Origin of the sequence: Pseudoalteromonas sp. JSTW (assembly GCF_013423925.1) — a bacterium.
Classification (GTDB): Bacteria; Pseudomonadota; Gammaproteobacteria; order Enterobacterales; family Alteromonadaceae; genus Pseudoalteromonas; species Pseudoalteromonas lipolytica.
Map to the genome: position 1 here is coordinate 289,468 of NZ_CP058973.1, position 16,160 is coordinate 305,627.

General features: G+C 42.1%; 15 protein-coding genes. 7 read left to right on the forward strand and 8 right to left on the reverse strand.

Annotated features, from left to right (window positions below; translation table 11 throughout):
* Window positions 1-8: 8 nt before the first annotated feature.
* From GZH31_RS17625 to GZH31_RS17635, 3 genes are all read right to left on the reverse strand, one after another.
* Entirely contained in the window at window positions 9-530 is a 522-nt protein-coding gene (locus GZH31_RS17625) for an RNA methyltransferase (RefSeq protein ID WP_036971908.1), read from the reverse strand.
* Window positions 530-1,027 (reverse strand): YcgN family cysteine cluster protein, encoded by a 498-nt coding sequence (locus tag GZH31_RS17630; protein WP_065979069.1) that lies wholly within the window; start codon window positions 1,025-1,027, stop codon window positions 530-532. The genes GZH31_RS17625 and GZH31_RS17630 overlap by 1 nt, the downstream gene beginning before the upstream one ends.
* Before the next feature lie 78 nt (window positions 1,028-1,105).
* Window positions 1,106-2,929: a DUF885 family protein gene (locus GZH31_RS17635; RefSeq protein ID WP_180311875.1), complete on the reverse strand. Its 1,824-nt coding sequence runs from the start codon at window positions 2,927-2,929 to the stop codon at window positions 1,106-1,108.
* A 147-nt stretch (window positions 2,930-3,076) separates the two neighbouring features.
* On the opposite strand from GZH31_RS17635, the gene GZH31_RS17640 reads away from it, so the two are divergent.
* Both GZH31_RS17640 and GZH31_RS17645 read left to right on the forward strand, forming a co-directional pair.
* Window positions 3,077-4,345, forward strand: a complete 1,269-nt coding sequence (locus GZH31_RS17640; protein ID WP_065979067.1) for an amidohydrolase family protein — start codon at window positions 3,077-3,079, stop codon at window positions 4,343-4,345.
* A gap of 191 nt (window positions 4,346-4,536) precedes the next feature.
* Window positions 4,537-6,948 carry a TonB-dependent siderophore receptor gene (locus tag GZH31_RS17645; RefSeq protein ID WP_118844900.1) on the forward strand — a complete coding sequence of 804 codons (2,412 nt, stop codon included), beginning with the start codon at window positions 4,537-4,539 and terminating at the stop codon, window positions 6,946-6,948.
* A 71-nt stretch (window positions 6,949-7,019) separates the two neighbouring features.
* Here GZH31_RS17645 and adhP read toward each other — a convergent pair whose 3' ends face one another.
* Window positions 7,020-8,030 (reverse strand): alcohol dehydrogenase AdhP, encoded by a 1,011-nt coding sequence (gene adhP / locus GZH31_RS17650; protein ID WP_036971919.1) that lies wholly within the window; start codon window positions 8,028-8,030, stop codon window positions 7,020-7,022.
* Between the two features lie 250 nt (window positions 8,031-8,280).
* Between adhP and GZH31_RS17655 the strand changes: the two genes are divergently transcribed.
* Together GZH31_RS17655 and GZH31_RS17660 are read left to right on the forward strand one after the other, a co-directional pair.
* The gene (locus tag GZH31_RS17655; protein ID WP_118845272.1) at window positions 8,281-8,835 is read left to right on the forward strand and encodes a GbsR/MarR family transcriptional regulator; all 555 of its coding nucleotides are present in this window, start codon (window positions 8,281-8,283) and stop codon (window positions 8,833-8,835) included.
* 275 nt (window positions 8,836-9,110) lie between these two features.
* The gene (locus GZH31_RS17660; RefSeq protein WP_257473726.1) at window positions 9,111-9,530 is read left to right on the forward strand and encodes a hypothetical protein; all 420 of its coding nucleotides are present in this window, start codon (window positions 9,111-9,113) and stop codon (window positions 9,528-9,530) included.
* Between the two features lie 64 nt (window positions 9,531-9,594).
* Here the strand turns inward: GZH31_RS17660 and GZH31_RS17665 are convergent, their stop codons facing one another.
* Both GZH31_RS17665 and GZH31_RS17670 read right to left on the reverse strand, forming a co-directional pair.
* Entirely contained in the window at window positions 9,595-10,620 is a 1,026-nt protein-coding gene (locus GZH31_RS17665; RefSeq protein ID WP_118844898.1) for a lytic transglycosylase domain-containing protein, read from the reverse strand.
* Complete coding sequence (locus GZH31_RS17670) at window positions 10,613-10,894, reverse strand: YcgL domain-containing protein (protein ID WP_036971922.1); 282 nt, start codon at window positions 10,892-10,894, stop codon at window positions 10,613-10,615. Before GZH31_RS17670 ends, GZH31_RS17665 begins: the two co-directional genes overlap by 8 nt.
* A 156-nt stretch (window positions 10,895-11,050) precedes the next feature.
* On the opposite strand from GZH31_RS17670, the gene minC reads away from it, so the two are divergent.
* From minC to minE, 3 genes are read left to right on the forward strand one after another with little or no spacing between them, the layout of a single operon-like run.
* Window positions 11,051-11,755: a septum site-determining protein MinC gene (minC, locus tag GZH31_RS17675; protein WP_036971924.1), complete on the forward strand. Its 705-nt coding sequence runs from the start codon at window positions 11,051-11,053 to the stop codon at window positions 11,753-11,755.
* 5 nt (window positions 11,756-11,760) lie between these two features.
* Window positions 11,761-12,570, forward strand: coding sequence for a septum site-determining protein MinD (gene minD / locus GZH31_RS17680; RefSeq protein WP_036971926.1), 810 nt, complete (start codon window positions 11,761-11,763; stop codon window positions 12,568-12,570).
* Window position 12,571: 1 nt separating this feature from the next.
* A complete protein-coding gene (minE, locus tag GZH31_RS17685) occupies window positions 12,572-12,835 on the forward strand; it encodes a cell division topological specificity factor MinE (RefSeq protein WP_036971927.1) in 264 nt (87 codons plus the stop codon).
* 40 nt (window positions 12,836-12,875) lie between these two features.
* Here the strand turns inward: minE and GZH31_RS17690 are convergent, their stop codons facing one another.
* Together GZH31_RS17690 and GZH31_RS17695 are read right to left on the reverse strand one after the other, a co-directional pair.
* Complete coding sequence (locus tag GZH31_RS17690; RefSeq protein WP_036971928.1) at window positions 12,876-13,292, reverse strand: GNAT family N-acetyltransferase; 417 nt, start codon at window positions 13,290-13,292, stop codon at window positions 12,876-12,878.
* Between the two features lie 70 nt (window positions 13,293-13,362).
* Window positions 13,363-16,152, reverse strand: coding sequence for a TonB-dependent receptor (locus tag GZH31_RS17695; protein ID WP_051501852.1), 2,790 nt, complete (start codon window positions 16,150-16,152; stop codon window positions 13,363-13,365).
* Window positions 16,153-16,160: the final 8 nt, after the last annotated feature.

A 16,160-nucleotide genomic window follows, 5' to 3' on the forward strand; every position in this document is an offset into this window, starting at 1 on the left:
AGAGCGCATTAGCGCTCTTTTTGTTGCTGCCATTTTAAAGAGTTATTAGTATCGCGGCTGCTAAAAATAGTCGTGTCTGAGCTTTCAATGCCACCCAGTTTGGCTAACCTGTCATACAGCACAACATTACACGTAGCAGCTAAATTCATGCAGCCAATGGTAGGCACATAAACCACTTCATCACACCATGTCAGCACGTCTTTACTGACCGAACCATCTTCGGGGCCAAACACATAAAACGCATTTTCTGGGTGCTTAAATTCGGGTAATGGCGTGGCGCCTTCTACAAGCTCTATCACTACCGTTGTTGCGCCTTCTGGCTTCGCTTGCTCAAGGCTTTCAACTTGCGTCAGTGGGATATGCTCAAGCACATTTTTGGTATCAGTGTGGTACTTATTCGCACGCAGATAACGGCTGCCGGTAAAAAAAACCTGCTGGGCGTCGTAACATCCTGCGGCGCGTAATACACCGCCAACGTTGGTTGGGCTTTTGGGGTTTATAAGGCCAATCGATGCTTTTAGCGTAGTCATTAATCGATGTCCATGGTTGGCCATTCAGCAACATATAAATCAAAGTCGTCGAGGTCAACATGACAGTCTTTTATCGTTTTATCACGCACCGAAATACCTAATTGGTGCATCATTTCTTTGCTGCCACCATGGAGCAGTGGGTGCCAAGACGCAAGACCACGGCCTTCATGCAAACGACGGTAGCTGCAACTTTGAGGCATAAAGAAGATATCTTTTAGGTTTTCTTTGGTGAGCTTTACACATGAAGGCACGAGAGTTTGACGATTAGCATACTCACTACAGCCACAGCTATCGTTATCAAGGTATTGGCATACGATATTCGTGAAAATAAGCTCTTCACCTTCGCGAAGTTGATCTGTTGCGGCGAATTCATCTTCGTCTTCGCTGTCAATAAATGTGTTTAAACAACATTTACCACAGCCGTCACAAATGGCTTCCCATTCTTCTCGTGACATTTGCTCAAGCGAGCGCTTAAGCCAAAATTTATCTTCTAACATGGTATTACTCAAAGCCCCTAACAGCGCGCATTCTAGCTTAAAGCCAGCATGCGCGCAAAGTTTAGAGTGCTAGAGCTATTACTTTTGCTCGCTAACCCAACGCTTAATTTTCTCTTCAAGAATCGGCATCGGTAATGCACCATCGATCAGAATTTGCGTGTGGAACGCTTTAATATCGAACTTATCACCCAGTTCTTTCTTACAATAATCGCGTAGTTCTTGAATTTTAAACTGACCTAACTTGTAAGACAGTGCTTGGCCTGGCCATGCGATATAGCGCTCAACCTCAGCAATAATATCACTTTCAGCCATCGACGAATTCGCAAGCATGTAATCAATACCTTGCTGACGAGTCCAGCCTTTTGCGTGGAAACCCGTGTCGAGTACTAAGCGCATTGCTCGCAGTTGTTCGTCAGATAAACGGCCATACCACATGTAAGGGTCGGTAAATAAACCTAACTCTTTACCTAGGCTTTCTGCATAAAGTGCCCAGCCCTCAGCAAATACGGTGTACCCACCAAATTTACGAAACAGCGGTAAGCCTTCAATTTCTTGTTGCAGCGCAATTTGGAAATGATGTCCTGGTGCCGCTTCATGAATTGATAAGGTTTCAAGTAAAAACTTAGGCTGTGCTTTTAAGTTAAACGTATTGATGTAAAAAATACCCGGACGTGAGCCATCTGGTGCAGGTGATTGATACGATGCTCCCGCAGCAGATTCTGCGCGGAAATCTTCAACAGCTTTTACAACGTAAGGCGCTTTCGGCGCAATATCAAACATTTGCGGCAGTTTTGCGTCAATTTTTTCTTTCACTTCTTCATAAGCCGCAATCAGCGCTTCTGGGGTGTCGTAGTAAAATTCATCAGAGGTTCGAAGGTGTTCAAAAAACGCTTTTAAATCGCCTTCGAAACCCACAGTCTCTTTGACTTTTTTCATTTCAGATAAAATACGCGATACTTCGCTTAAGCCAATGTCATGAATTTCATCGGCGTTTAGGCTCAGCGTTGTATGCTGTTTAATTTGATACTCATACCATGCTTTACCATTTGGCAGCTCACTGTAACCAATGCTTTCGCGGGCATTTGGTATGTATTCGTTGGCTAAAAAGTCAGCCATTTTTTGATACGCAGGCACTAAACGCTCACTGATCATCGCGGTGTATGCACTTGTCAGCTCTGCTTTTTGTTCGTCGCTGAATGACTCAGGTAACTGAGCAATCGGCCCCCAGAATAATGACTCTTCTGGTTTTTCTACGATATGTGTTTGAAATTGAGGTAATAGTTTTTCAGCAAGCGGTTTAGGAAGTACCACCTTGTCTTTCATGCCTTGGCGCATTGATTGCTCAACGCTCTCTAACCAAGCGATAAAGCCATCTGCACGTTTTTCAAATGCTTTATAGTCTTCAACGGTATTAAAAGGCTGTGCGCTTTGCCCAGACCCTAACGCGGCAAAAGTGTTATGCGCGCCGCCCATTTGATTTATGGGCATTAAGTGACTTGGGAATTGTGACCCTTCAATAGCCAAATCCAAGTCTCGAGCGAGTATTTCATAGCTTAGTAAAGACTGGCCTGTTAATTGTGCCTTATCAATATTTGCCAGTTTGTTTTTATATTCTTTAATGAAGTTAAGCTGCTCATTGCGATTGGCTTCATTGATCGGAGCAATAAAATCGTCGTTAAACTCGTTTCGGCCAATATAAGTGCCACCAATCGGGTTAAATTGTAAACCGTCTTCAAAATAATTGGTCAGTAATGTATCCAGCTGTGCGCTGGCTGATTCTGTTTTTACAGATGGTTGTGCTGCTGTTGTAGGTGTTGTTTCGCTTTTTGGCGTTGATTCATTACAACCCATTAATGCGAGCATCACTGCTGAACTAAGTAGTGCTAATTTTATGTTTTTCATTCTTTCCCTGCCCTTAAATTAAGTACCCGTAAATTATGCGGGTTTAGCGCCCTGTTTAGCAAGTATCGCTGCAACTTATCGCACTTTATTTACACACACTAACGTGATTGGTAAAGTGAAACTTCGACTTACCAATATTGAATAAAAATGAAAAAAACAGTTCTCGCGATTAGCTTAGGTCTTGCCTGCTTAGCCTCTGTAGATACCTACGCCACAACCTACGTATCGGCAAAAGCCATGGTCGATGTAAATTCAGGAAAATTGATTAAATCACCACTAATCAGTATAGAAAATGGTCAGATAACGGCTGTACAGACGAATACACAGCCTAGCTTAAAAGATGGCGATAAGCATATTCAATTATTAGAACTCACACTTGTGCCTGGTTTAATGGACATGCATGTACATTTGACCAGCGACCCTACAGTGCCTCGTAGTGCACGAATTGGTCAATCAGTGCCGCGCAAAGCGATTAAAGCCGCCCATTTTGCCGAAAAAACACTGTATGCTGGTTTTACTTCATTACGTAACTTAGGCGCAGAAGGGTATAGCGTTATTGCGGTGCGCGACGGTATTAACGAAGGTGATATTGTCGGTCCACGTATTTGGGCTGCGGGCCCATCACTCGGGGTTACTGGCGGCCATTGTGATAACAACCGTTTACCACCTGAAATGAAATACACCGCAGAAGGTGTTGCAGATGGTCCTTGGTCTGCCCGAGCTAAGGTACGTGAAAACATTAAATACGGTGCGAATGCCATTAAATTTTGTGCCACAGGTGGTGTTTTCTCTAAAGGTACTAAAGTGGGTATTCAGCAATATACGCAAGATGAAATGAATGCAATTGTTGATGAAGCTCATTTGCGCGGTTTAACCGTAGCTGCCCATGCTCACGGCACCAGTGGTATTAAAGCTGCCATTGTAGCGGGTGTTGATAGTGTAGAACACGTAAGCTTTGTGGATGACGAAGCAATTAAGCTTGCAAAAAAACACGGTACGTGGTTCTCAATGGATATTTATAATACCGAATACACACTGACCTTTGGCGAGCAAAACGGTGTTGATGAAGAAAACCTAAATAAAGAGCGTCAAGTATCTAAAAAACAACGTGAGAGCTTTAGTCGCGCCGTTAAAGCGGGTGTGAACATGGTGTTCGGCACCGACGCTGCAATTTACCCACATGGCGATAACGCGAAGCAGTTTTCACGTATGGTTGAATTTGGTATGACACCATTACAAGCACTGCAATCAGCAACCATTAATAGTGCTAAGCTACTGAAAGTTGATGATAAACTTGGCCAAATTAAAAACGGCTTTTTAGCCGATATTATTGCCGTAAAAGGAAATCCTCTTGAAAACATTGCCGTACTTGAAAACGTGCAATTTGTTATGAAAGACGGCATTGTTTATAAGTAATCACCAATTTGCTGGTTTCATTTTATTGAAACCAGCACCTCTCCTTGTTACCAGTAAAAAGTTAACCAACCATTTATAAGATGTTATTTGATTGTACCTAAACTGATTATTTACCCATTTTAGATAAATAACACTTGAAATGAAAACCACTCGCATTATCATTACCGAAAATTTTTAACTTCTTTTCTATAATGACAACTTACAAATACTCTGTTTTAACCCTTGCTTGTATCAGCGCTTTTTCAGTTAACGCTAATGATTTAAACGATGTTGAACGGATTACCGTCTACGACAAACAAAATCGCGTGGTACTTGAGTCTGGTCTTGCGACAAAATCAAACATGACCTTAATGGAAACACCAGCCCCCGTGGTGGTGGTTGATCAAGCGCTTATAAATTCACAAGGCGCCACAAATTTACAAGATTTGGTACGTAACATCAGCGGTGTAACGCAGGCGGGTAATAATTATGGCATTGGTGATAACTTAGTGATCCGTGGTTTAGGCGCAAACTACACCTACGATGGCATGTACGGTGGTGCTGGCCTTGGTAACACCTTTAACCCTACCCGCTCAATGACTAACGTAGAATCGGTTGAAGTACTTAAAGGCCCTGCCACAGGCTTGTATGGAATGGGCAGTGCCGGTGGTGTTATCAACCTTATTGAAAAGAAACCACAATTCACTGAAAAACACACCGTTAGTGCAGAACTTGGCCAATGGGACAGCTATGCGTTGGGCTTTGATAGCACAGCTGCTTTAACGGATAATTTAGCGTACCGAGTGAATGCAAAAACAGCGCGCAGTGACGGCTATCGCGATTTAAAAGATGACCGGGACGAAATTTACGCGGCGTTGAAATATGTGCTTAGCGACAAACAAGACATAATGCTTTCAGGTGCTTATATCAAAGACGCCATTGCTGTTGACTCGATTGGCCACCCTATTCGTATTTTTAACAGTGACTCTGTGAATGGTAAAACGGCTGGCGAAGTCACCGCTGCTGATTTAGTTAACGATGCAACGGCAAAAGGACTGCAACTAACAGATCAGCAACGCCAGCAATTAGCAGATTCACTCGCAGCAAATGATGGCCTAACACCGTATACCTTCGGTCATAATGGCATTATTTCGCCGATGGCCAATGATAACGAAGGCGAAGAACTGCGTTTTAAGTTAACGCATAACTACTTTATTACTGATAATTTATTTTTAAATCAGCAATTACAATACCGAAATTATGAATCAAGTTTTGCGCGTCAAACTGGAGCGTATAACTATGTGTATTGGAATCGTAATGGTGTGATCAATGCCGACCCTCGCGCCCCGTTAGTTGTTGATGACGTGCTTTATCCCTTTGCTGCGCGTCGCCAAGAGTATCGCCAAGTGCAAGCAGACGAAAAATCATGGCAATACTTTGCAGATCTTCGTTATGACTTTAGTTTTGCGGGTATCGATAACGAATTACTCGTTAACGCCAACTACGAAGACCGTGATATTCGTTTTAAACAATACTCTATTTATGATGCCGATCAGGTCATTAAAAATAAACAAGGCGAGGTTATTTACCAAGGCCAACTCCCGTATATTTTTGATATTCGAACGCCAAATTGGGGCGCGGGAAGTTTTGCTGATTACGATCCTCTAAAGACCAGCGACTACAACAAAGAAGTGCAAGCGTGGGGAGTCGGTATTCAGCATGTTGCCTATATTCATGACACCTTTACAACGCGTGTGGGTGTCGCGTTTAATCGCATTAAACAAAGTTATCAGCATTTTGGCGTTGACCCTCGTTACCGTGCAAGCGCCGCAGAGCCAACACCAGAAGCAGATACTTCAGACAGCGGTATGACCTACAACCTAGGTGCGACATATAAACTAAACGACGATATTTCGTTCTTTGTAAATCACTCGAAAGGCCGCACAGCGTATAGCGTGTTAGGTAGTGTAACGGGTAACGAAGCTGACCGTGATGATGCCGAGTCTATCAGTAACGATATTGGCATGCGTGTAAAGGCCTTTGATGATCAACTATTGGCATCATTGGTCATTTTTGACAGTGCCCGTACCAACCTAGAGTATGCAAACCCAGATTATGAAGCCGGCGTGTCTGATGCTTCTATACCAAAGAGCTTTTATGATGGTGAAGAGCAAACAAAAGGTGTTGAGCTTGATTTAAATGCGGATTTAAATGAGCAATGGCAACTTAACATCAATGGTGTCTATCAGGATGCCCGTGATAAGCAAAACCCAAATTCATCAAGCTTTGATTCGCGTCAAAAAGGGGTACCTTATGTCACGGCAAGTAGTTGGTTAAGCTACGATGCTCAGTGGTTTAATTTAGCTCAGCCACTAACGATAAGTGCAGGAATTCAATATGTTGATGACCGCAGTACACATTCAACCTCGTTTGGTATTCCAGATGGTTACGTACCTAGCTACACAGTTTACGACGCCGCAATTCAATACCAAACAGATGAGTGGAAACTACAGTTAAACTTAAACAATTTGTTTAACAAAACGTATTACTCAAAAGCAATGTTCTTAGGCGGTATGCCAGGTGAAGAGCGCAATGCTAAATTAACGTTTAGCTATACGTTATAAGTAGTTACCGGTAAAATTAAACAAGCGCGACCCAACGTAGTCGCGCTTGTTTAATAACCGCTCACTCATTATTAAAACGTCATCACGATACGACCCGTAATATCGCCTTTTAGCATGTCGTCAAAAATCTCATTGATATCTTCAAGGCGTTTTTCTTCAATAATGGCTTTAACTTTGCCTTTTGCGGCAAAGTCGAGACACTCTTGTAAATCTTTACGCGTGCCCACTATTGAGCCAACTACCGATACACCGTTCAGTACCGTATCAAAAATAGGCAATGGCATGTCTTCTGGGGGTAAGCCTACAAGCACGCATTTACCGCCACGGCGCACGCTTTTATAAGCTTGCTCAAAACCTGGTTTTGATACCGCAGTACACACTACTCCATGCGCACCACCGACTTGCTCAAAGATAGTCTCGCTTGGTACTTGCTTCATAAAATCAATGGTAATGTCTGCACCGAGTTCTTTGGCAAGATTCAGTTTGCTTTCACCCGTATCAACTGCAATCACATTAAAGCCCATTGCTTTTGCATATTGCACGGCTAAATGACCTAAACCGCCCACACCAACAATGGCCACCCAGTCACCGGCTTTAGCACCTGTTACTTTCAGTGCTTTATAGGTTGTGACCCCTGCACAAAACAAAGGTGCTGCTTCTGAAAAACCTAATCCTTCAGGAATTTTAACCACATAATCGCCATGAGCTACACAGTACTCGGCGTAACCACCATCTACCGAATAACCTGTGTTGTGCTGCTCAAGGCATAAGGTTTCTTTGCCTTCTAAGCAAAACTCACAGTGGCCACAGGCACTGTAAAGCCAAGGCACCCCAACACGGTCACCCACGGCTAAATGTTTAATATTGTCACCCACTTTTTCGATAGTCCCGACCCCTTCGTGACCAGGCACCAATGGCATTTTAGGTTTTACAGGCCAATCCCCATGACATGCATGTAAATCAGTGTGGCACACACCACACGCGGCAATTTTGACAAGTACATCGTTGACACCAATGTCTGGACATGGGATATCTTCGATGCTTAATTTACCTTTGTACTCTTTATTTACTGCGGCTTTCATAACGTTCCTCCATGGTATTATTGGGTTTCAGCGTATACGATAAACAGATTAATTGTCACTGTTATTGATCCACATCAAGCCATACATTTTTACTGGAGTTATAAAAATAAATTAATACATTCAGCTAGATATACCTGCATTGGTGACAACTCAAACTTTAGTCGCAATACAATCAATAGTGGCTATTTCTTTTAGTTATACCCATGGCGTGCTAGCATTTAATTTCTGAAGTTTTTGAACAATGAAAATTATGAGCCTATCTGAAAAAAACGTAGCCTTTGTAATGCACTGTGGTGAAATGGGAAGCCGTTGGGGCTTTAATCGCACTATTGGCCAAATGTGTGGTTTATTAACCATTACAAAAGAGCCGATGACCGCCAACGAAATTGCCGATACGTTAAGTATCTCACGCGGAAACGTAAGCATGGGCATAAAAGAGCTTCAGTCTTGGCGCTTAATTAAAGTGCACCATATTCCGGGCGACCGTAAAGAATACTATGGCCCAGCTGGCAGTATTTGGGATATGGCAAACCGTGTATTTGAAGAGCGTAAAAAGCGCGAAATTGATCCAACTCTAAGTTTGCTGCGCGATAACCTACTCGAACAAGCCCACACCGACGATGAACGCTTTGCGCAACAGCAAATGCAAGAAATCCACGATTTACTCGAAACCGTTACTAAATGGTCAGCAGAGTTACAACGCTTAAGTCCAGAGCAACTACAAAGTCTCATGAAGCTTGGATCTGGTATTGGTAAAGTACTGGATTTTAAAGATAAGATTTTGAAGAAACCTGGAAAAGAGTAAAATTTGCCAGTTTGTAGGAGGCGTTTTAACGCCGATTAAGTCCGCGAATAGCTAGGAGCTAGGCAACCCTACGTGGCAGTAATAAGCTGTAAATTTTGGGCGCTTATTTTAATGCGATCATGATTGCGTGGTTAATAAAGAAAAAAGGTGAAATAAAACGAACACAATCAGAAAGTTAAAAAACTTTTCTGGAACATGTTCAGTTCCCAATTACTTTTTCAACAATAGACTAATTATTGTATTCTGTAAGTTCAGTATGTATAAATGGAATTAATATGAACAAGTATAAAGCGTCAATCCCTCCTCCTGACATAGGATCTGAGTATTTTGTTTCTTCAACTTGGACTAATTATGGCTTTTGGGTGATTTTAGCTACTTCTTGGCTTGCTCACAAAATTATGTATTACATTCCTGAGGAAGGAACAAAGCATAACGGTGACTTATTAGATGCACTCACCTATAATACTGTTGGTGTATTTTGTTTTTTTATTCTTAATATTGTTGTCCAAAATTTTCATGTTTTGGGAAAATACATTTCTATTTTTTGCTGTATATTAAATTTCTATCTTATCTCTGTAATTCTTTACATCAGTTTGAAAAGCCATTTTCCCATAGCATACTTAGGTTCTGTGATTTACTTTGGTTTCGCTGCATACCTATATGATAAAGACTATAAGCTAGGACTCAAATCCTAGCCCGGCCACTCTTTAAATTAACCACCAAGCTTTAAAATCAAACTTGGTGGTTAATTACAGTTAATTACTTAATCGCTGGGTAACCGATGCGATCTGATAAGTAACCCACACTGGTTGCAAAGTAATACGAGCGATTCCAATGCATGAGTGCTTTGTAGTTATCGTAGGCTAGATACATACGGCCGTTCACGTCATCCGGCATCACCATCGCGGCAGTAATGTCAACGTTTGGTAAGTCACTACCATCCATTTTACGAACACCTAATGCTTGCCAGTCAGCTAGACTGCGCTCTGACTCTTTCCAATATTCAAGCCATTGACTGCGCGTTTTAGTGCCACGTTTAAGAATATTTGCGTTATCAAAGTCTTCCGGTAATTTAACTTGGCGACCCCACGTTAAGTCATCGTTCCACCCTGCTTGCTTAAGGTAATTTGCAATAGAGGCGAAGGCATCTTCTTCGGTTGTCCAAATATCCTTGCGACCATCACCATTGTAATCAACCGCATAAGAATTAAATGAGGTTGGCATAAACTGCGTTTGCCCCATTGCACCTGCCCAAGAGCCTTTGAACTTATCAAGGGTAATATGCCCCTCTTTTAAGATATCAAGTGCAGCCCAAAGTTGGTTTTTGTACATGGTTTCGCGGCGGCCATCAAATGCAAGTGTCACGAGTGATGCAATCACGCTGTGTCCACCTTGAATTTTACCGAAATTACTTTCAAGGCCCCAAAGTGCAACAATAAAGCGTGCTTGGACGCCATATTCTTTCGCTACTTTTTCAAGAACGTCTTGGTTTTCTTTATACAATTTACGTGCGCGATCAATTTTCCATTGCGGCACACGTTTTGGTAGATAGGTTTCTAGTGTTTCTTTTACTTCTGGCTGATTTTTATCTGCCGAGATTACTTTTTCTTTGAATTTAGCCGTTGCAAAGGCTTGGTCAAGCAGTGCTTGGTCGTAACCTTTTTCAAGCGCTTCTTTTTTTAATGCGGCAACATATAAATCAAAATCGGCTTGTGTTTTTTGTTCTGCCAGTACAGATGTGCTCAACGAGGCACTTAATAAAATAACGGCAAGTTTTTTAATCACTATCAGCTCCCTTGTCTTTTTTAAATTCGGTTAGCAGGTTTTCTTCCGGCGGAGGTAGTTGTAAGTAGAAACCGTGCTCAATTAACGCTTGCTTAACCGCCTCTAAATCTGCAACACCTAACTTTTTACGGCTAGCAAGATTGATCATCATCACATAATGAGGCTGGCCAAATGTCGCTAATAAAGCGTCTGGGACTCGACTAAAATCCTCTCTTTTCTCTACAAAAAGGTAGGTATCCGCTTTTTTCTTACTTTTATACACCGCAGTTAGCATTATGACCCTATAATATCTTGCTTAACGAAGGCGCACACTATAACATGAGTCAAATAATAAGTTATAAAAATTAGGTTAGATTTTTACTGTATAAGCCTTGTTCAGCCTGCGTTTATCTGTAAATACGACTAACCAAGAAAATTCAATTGAGCGTGTATGTCGGAACAAATTTTTGAATTAAAAGGGAACCTCTTTACATTATCTGTTTTACATTTATTTTCAGCAGATACCTCTCTTTTAAGTAAGCAGTTAGATGAGAAAATCGCCCAAGCACCTAAGTTTTTTGCCGGTGCGCCTATCGTAATCAACTTAAGCGACGTACAAGATGAAGCGCTTGATTTCTCGTTTTTAAAGTCTATGTTAACAAGCTTATCGTTTAATCCTGTCGGTGTGTGTAATGGCACGCAAGAACAAAACGAAAACGCAAAAGCAGCGGGCTTATCGGTCTTGAACTATTCACAGGACGTTAAGGGAGCAACCGCTAAACAACAAACAAATACGTCTATCGTTGAAAAAACCGTTCACCTACCAGCACAAGTCATTCATGGCACGGTGCGCTCAGGGCAGCAAGTGTATGCAAAAGACCGCGACCTTATTGTTATTGGGGCTGTAAGCCACGGCGCTGAAGTCATAAGCGATGGTAATGTGCATATTTATGGCACATTGCGCGGCCGTGCAATTGCGGGGGCAAAAGGTTACAACGAGGCACAAATATTTTGCCAAAAATTAGAAGCAGAACTTGTTTCTATTAATGGCAGTTATTGGATCAGCGACTCCCTACAAGGTGAACACTGGGGTAATGCCGTACAAATCCAACAAAAAAATGATTCATTAGAAATTTCAGCTTTGGTTAAAGGATAAATCTCATGGCAAAAGTAATTGTCGTTACTTCTGGTAAAGGTGGTGTTGGTAAAACCACATCGAGTGCTGCAATTGGCACAGGTTTAGCACTTAAAGGCTTTAAAACCGTTATTATCGACTTTGATATTGGTTTGCGTAATCTAGACCTTATCATGGGTTGTGAACGCCGTGTTGTTTATGACTTTGTAAACGTTATTAATGGCGAGTCAAACCTAAATCAGGCTCTAATTAAAGATAAACGTGTTGATAAACTCTTTATCTTACCTGCTTCACAAACCCGTGATAAAGACGCCCTAACCCGTGAAGGTGTTGAACGCGTTCTAAACGAGCTGAAAAAAGATTTTGATTACATTGTCTGTGATTCACCTGCGGGTATCGAAGCGGGTGCCATGATGGCAATGTACTTTGCTGATGAAGCAATTGTTACTACCAACCCAGAGGTATCGTCGGTTCGAGATTCAGACCGTATCTTAGGTATCTTACACAGCAAGTCTAAGCGTGCTGAAGAAGGCCTTGAAAGCGTAAAAGAACACTTACTATTAACGCGTTACAACCCAGAGCGTGTTGAAAAAGGCGAGATGCTATCAGTTGAAGATGTACAAGAAATTCTTGCAATTAAACTATTAGGTGTTATTCCTGAATCACAAGCGGTATTAAGTGCATCGAACTCTGGTCAACCTGTGATCTTAGATTCTGAATCTGATGCGGGCCAAGCGTACACAGATGCAATTAATCGCCTGCTAGGTGAAACAGTTGATTTTCGCTTTTTAGATGTAGAGAAAAAAGGCTTGTTCAAACGGATTTTTGGAGGTTAATGTGTCTTTACTTGACTACTTCCGCTCAGAAAAGAAAAGCAGTGCGTCACTTGCAAAAGAGCGATTGCAGATCATTGTCGCACACGAACGTTCACAGCGTGGTACGCCTGATTACCTACCACAGCTAAAACAAGACATCCTTGATGTTATTCGTAAATACGTGAACGTAAGCACTGATGCAGTTCAGGTTCAATTTGACCAAAACGAAGATGATTTAGCGGTCCTTGAGCTTAACGTCACTTTACCTGACGAAGAAAAGAAATAGTCAAAATTGGGCGCCATGTTATAGATAACAGCGCCCTTTTTTATTTCTGCCACTGCATATGAAACTCGTAGTCGTCCTCGCCTATGGTTTTAAAACCTGCCCGTTGATAAAGCCCATATGCGGGATTTGCTTTAAGAACGGTTAAGTTAATTACATTCGCTTCATTTTTTAGCGCATGTAACACCTTTGTTCCTAACCCCTTCCCTTGCTCTGTTGGCTCTATTTGTAACTGCAGTAAGTTTATGTGATCTTGTTCTCTAGTAAACTTAGCAAGACCTACACATTGTGCCTCTGCAAAGACTAAATGACTGTGCTCAAAATGCTCTGCTACGCGTGCTTGATGTTGCTCAATAGATAAGAACAAACCTTGCTTTTCTAAATGCTCAACCATGGTATTTAAGCGTAAGGTGAGCAAGTAAGGCTTGTCTAGAACTGTCGCTTTTATAAATTTTATCACTGCATGTCCTTACAACAAAAAAGGTACCTTAAGTAAGGTACCTTTTTGGCGTTTAACAAACAACTTTCTGCTAGAAGTTATAGTTTGCACCCAGGTAAAAACGGCGACCTGAATATTGGTTATAGGTAAATCGATTACTTTGCTTCCAATAACCTTCTTCAATTTCTTCTGTTAGGTTTACCACCGACGCTGTAAATGACAACGCATCAGTCAGGTTGTAAGATGCATTCACATCTAACTGACCATAGTCTTTAGTGTATAAGTTGTAGCCCTGGTGAATACCGTTTGCACGATCATCTTTCCAGTTATACGAAGCTCGAACGCTAAAGTCGTCATTTTCAAAGTACACAGAAACATTGTATTGGTGCTTAGCTGTACCCGGAATTTCAGCCTCTGTTTTTTGCCCATCCGTCGATACTTCGCTAGTGCTAGTATCTGTGTAGGTATAGTTAGTTAAAATACCAAAGCCGTTATCAAACGAGTGTTGGAAGAACAGCTCTAAACCTTCAGATTTCGCATCCCCACCACCCACTTTGGTGTTCATTTCTACTTCGATCGGCCCATTACAGCAATCGTGTTCACGTTCTACAATTTCAACAGTCGAAATCGGTAAGTTAGAGATATCTTTAGAGAACAAAGTAGCACCAAGCGCCGAACCATCACCGTAATACCACTCAATTCCTAAGTCGAATTGATCAGAAAGCATTGGCTCAAGGCCGGTATTTACAGAGGTTCCTGTACCTCTACCAGTCCATGAATCTGGTGAGTTAATGTTAACGGGTGGTCCGTATGACTCCGCTTGACTTAAGTCAGAATAACTTACCCTTGCCATAGTACGTGCGGCCGCAAAACGAACGACGAGGTCTTCGGTTGCATCCCATGCTAAGTTAAAGCTAGGTAATACTTCACTGCCATCACTACTGCGCTCATTTGGATCTGTATCATCATCATCTTGGCCAATGACGTCGTCGTATGTAAGGGTACTAAGCTTAGTGTTTACATAGCGGACCCCTACATTACCTCGGAAGTTTTGCCACTCGAAATCAGCTTGAGAGTAAACAGACCATATTTTTTCTTCAAGTGCATAGGTGCCTGATAGACTTGGCATCACTGTTTGACTGAAATTTTGCTTTAGATAATCATCAAGCGCATTAAAATCAAACGCTAAAAAGTTGAATGCACCTGTATCACCAGCACTATTATCAACAACATGGTCACTTACAAGCGTCGCCGGATCTGGATGAAAATCTGGGTTATGAAACCACTCTGTTCCTGGTAAATAGCCACGGTAACCACCATTATCAGCTATGCCGTCATCCCAACGAAAGTCATTACGAATCCCTTTAATCTCGTGATCTCTGTATTTCGCACCCACATAGAAACGAGTGAAAAAGCTGCCATCAAGATCAAATTTTACATCGCTTTGAAGGTAATCTTCTGAATCTTCATTTTCTGATGAATATGAATCAAACCAATCATAGTATTGGTATGCTTCTTTATCGGTTGCCAAATCAGTGGATACCTCATAATGCGGCTTACCATTCTCAATTGACCATAACCAGCTATTTACAGAGCCTTGGCGCGCATCAATATTTGCGTACGTTTCTTTTGACGTTCCGCCTTCAGCTTCTGTGTGTCCAAGCTTAACTGTAACGCTGTAAGTATCACCATAATAAGTGCCTTCGAAATCGTAGGTGTTTGATTTTGACTCGCCAAAACGCTCACGCCCAGTTAATTGTGGCGACAACAAACCACGACGAACAGGCACCCCCCCGTTTACATCAGCATCACCCCAGTTATTATCATTGAGTAAGCCGTTGTCGCCATTGCCGTACGCGATAACTGTATCGCCATCAAGAACAATACCGTAATACGGATTATGGTTATCATTCCACTCCGCAAATGTAATGCTTTGCCCTGTTTGGTCATAGCCTAACTTGGCACCAAAATAGTTAAAGTTTAGATCAAGTCTGTCACTTGGAGCCCATTGTACTGCGACTTGATAACCATCCCGAGTGCGGTCTTGATTTGAGTTATTCACACTCATAGCACGAGGTGCCCAGACATTGTTGTACACTTCACCAGTTGCCTGGTCGACCAACGCAGGGCGTTCTGCACCCTCAACTGTATCTGAGTGAAAACGCCAGTGTGAGGCATTATTAGTAATTGTTGTCACGGTGCGGTCTTGACGTGTAAAGCCTGCTAATACACCTATGTTTTCGTCATCATTTTTCCATGAATACAGCACATTTACTTGCGGCTTAGTATCTTCGGACACATCATCATAAGTTAATTCAGCGCTTAATGCGCCCGAGTTTGCTTCCATTTCGAGTGGCTTACGTGTGTGTAAAATGACAGTACCACCTATGCCACCTTCATCGATTCGTGCCTCTGCACTTTTATATACTTCAACGCTTTTGATCATACTCGAAGGCAGTAATGTGTAATTAAAACTTCGCGTGGGCGTACCCGAGCCAGATGATGCAATGTAATTACCGTTTAATTGCGTGAGTGTCCAATCAGGTGAAGTACCACGAATACTCACTCGACTGCCTTCCCCGCCATCACGGTCAATCAGCACGCCCGATACACGCTGTAATGAGTCCGCGACGTTTTTGTCAGGAAACTTACCAATATCTTCGGCTGTAATTGCATCAACCGTGGCAGCTGATAAACGTTTAATTGCTAAATTTTCTGCCGTTGAAGATCGTATACCTCGCACTTCAATTACTTCAACATCCTCTTCAGCTTGCTCTGCTGCGTAAGTTGTATTAACCGCCGCGAGTAATGAAAGCAAAATTGCATTGCGTTTAAAATGCCGTCCTTGCCCTTTTCTTTTTATTGCTCTTTGCGTGCCCATGCCTTTCT

Excerpts from the sequence above, each read along its gene's own strand:
- GZH31_RS17625 (WP_036971908.1), bottom strand. The coding sequence starts at position 530 with ATGACTACGCTAAAAGCATCGATTGGCCTTATAAACCCCAAAAGCCCA.
- GZH31_RS17630 (WP_065979069.1), bottom strand. The coding sequence starts at position 1,027 with ATGTTAGAAGATAAATTTTGGCTTAAGCGCTCGCTTGAGCAAATGTCA.
- GZH31_RS17635 (WP_180311875.1), bottom strand. The coding sequence starts at position 2,929 with ATGAAAAACATAAAATTAGCACTACTTAGTTCAGCAGTGATGCTCGCA.
- GZH31_RS17640 (WP_065979067.1), top strand. The coding sequence starts at position 3,077 with ATGAAAAAAACAGTTCTCGCGATTAGCTTAGGTCTTGCCTGCTTAGCC.
- GZH31_RS17645 (WP_118844900.1), top strand. The coding sequence starts at position 4,537 with ATGACAACTTACAAATACTCTGTTTTAACCCTTGCTTGTATCAGCGCT.
- adhP (WP_036971919.1), bottom strand. The coding sequence starts at position 8,030 with ATGAAAGCCGCAGTAAATAAAGAGTACAAAGGTAAATTAAGCATCGAA.
- GZH31_RS17655 (WP_118845272.1), top strand. The coding sequence starts at position 8,281 with ATGAGCCTATCTGAAAAAAACGTAGCCTTTGTAATGCACTGTGGTGAA.
- GZH31_RS17660 (WP_257473726.1), top strand. The coding sequence starts at position 9,111 with ATGAACAAGTATAAAGCGTCAATCCCTCCTCCTGACATAGGATCTGAG.
- GZH31_RS17670 (WP_036971922.1), bottom strand. The coding sequence starts at position 10,894 with ATGCTAACTGCGGTGTATAAAAGTAAGAAAAAAGCGGATACCTACCTT.
- minC (WP_036971924.1), top strand. The coding sequence starts at position 11,051 with ATGTCGGAACAAATTTTTGAATTAAAAGGGAACCTCTTTACATTATCT.
- minD (WP_036971926.1), top strand. The coding sequence starts at position 11,761 with ATGGCAAAAGTAATTGTCGTTACTTCTGGTAAAGGTGGTGTTGGTAAA.
- GZH31_RS17695 (WP_051501852.1), bottom strand. The coding sequence starts at position 16,152 with ATGGGCACGCAAAGAGCAATAAAAAGAAAAGGGCAAGGACGGCATTTT.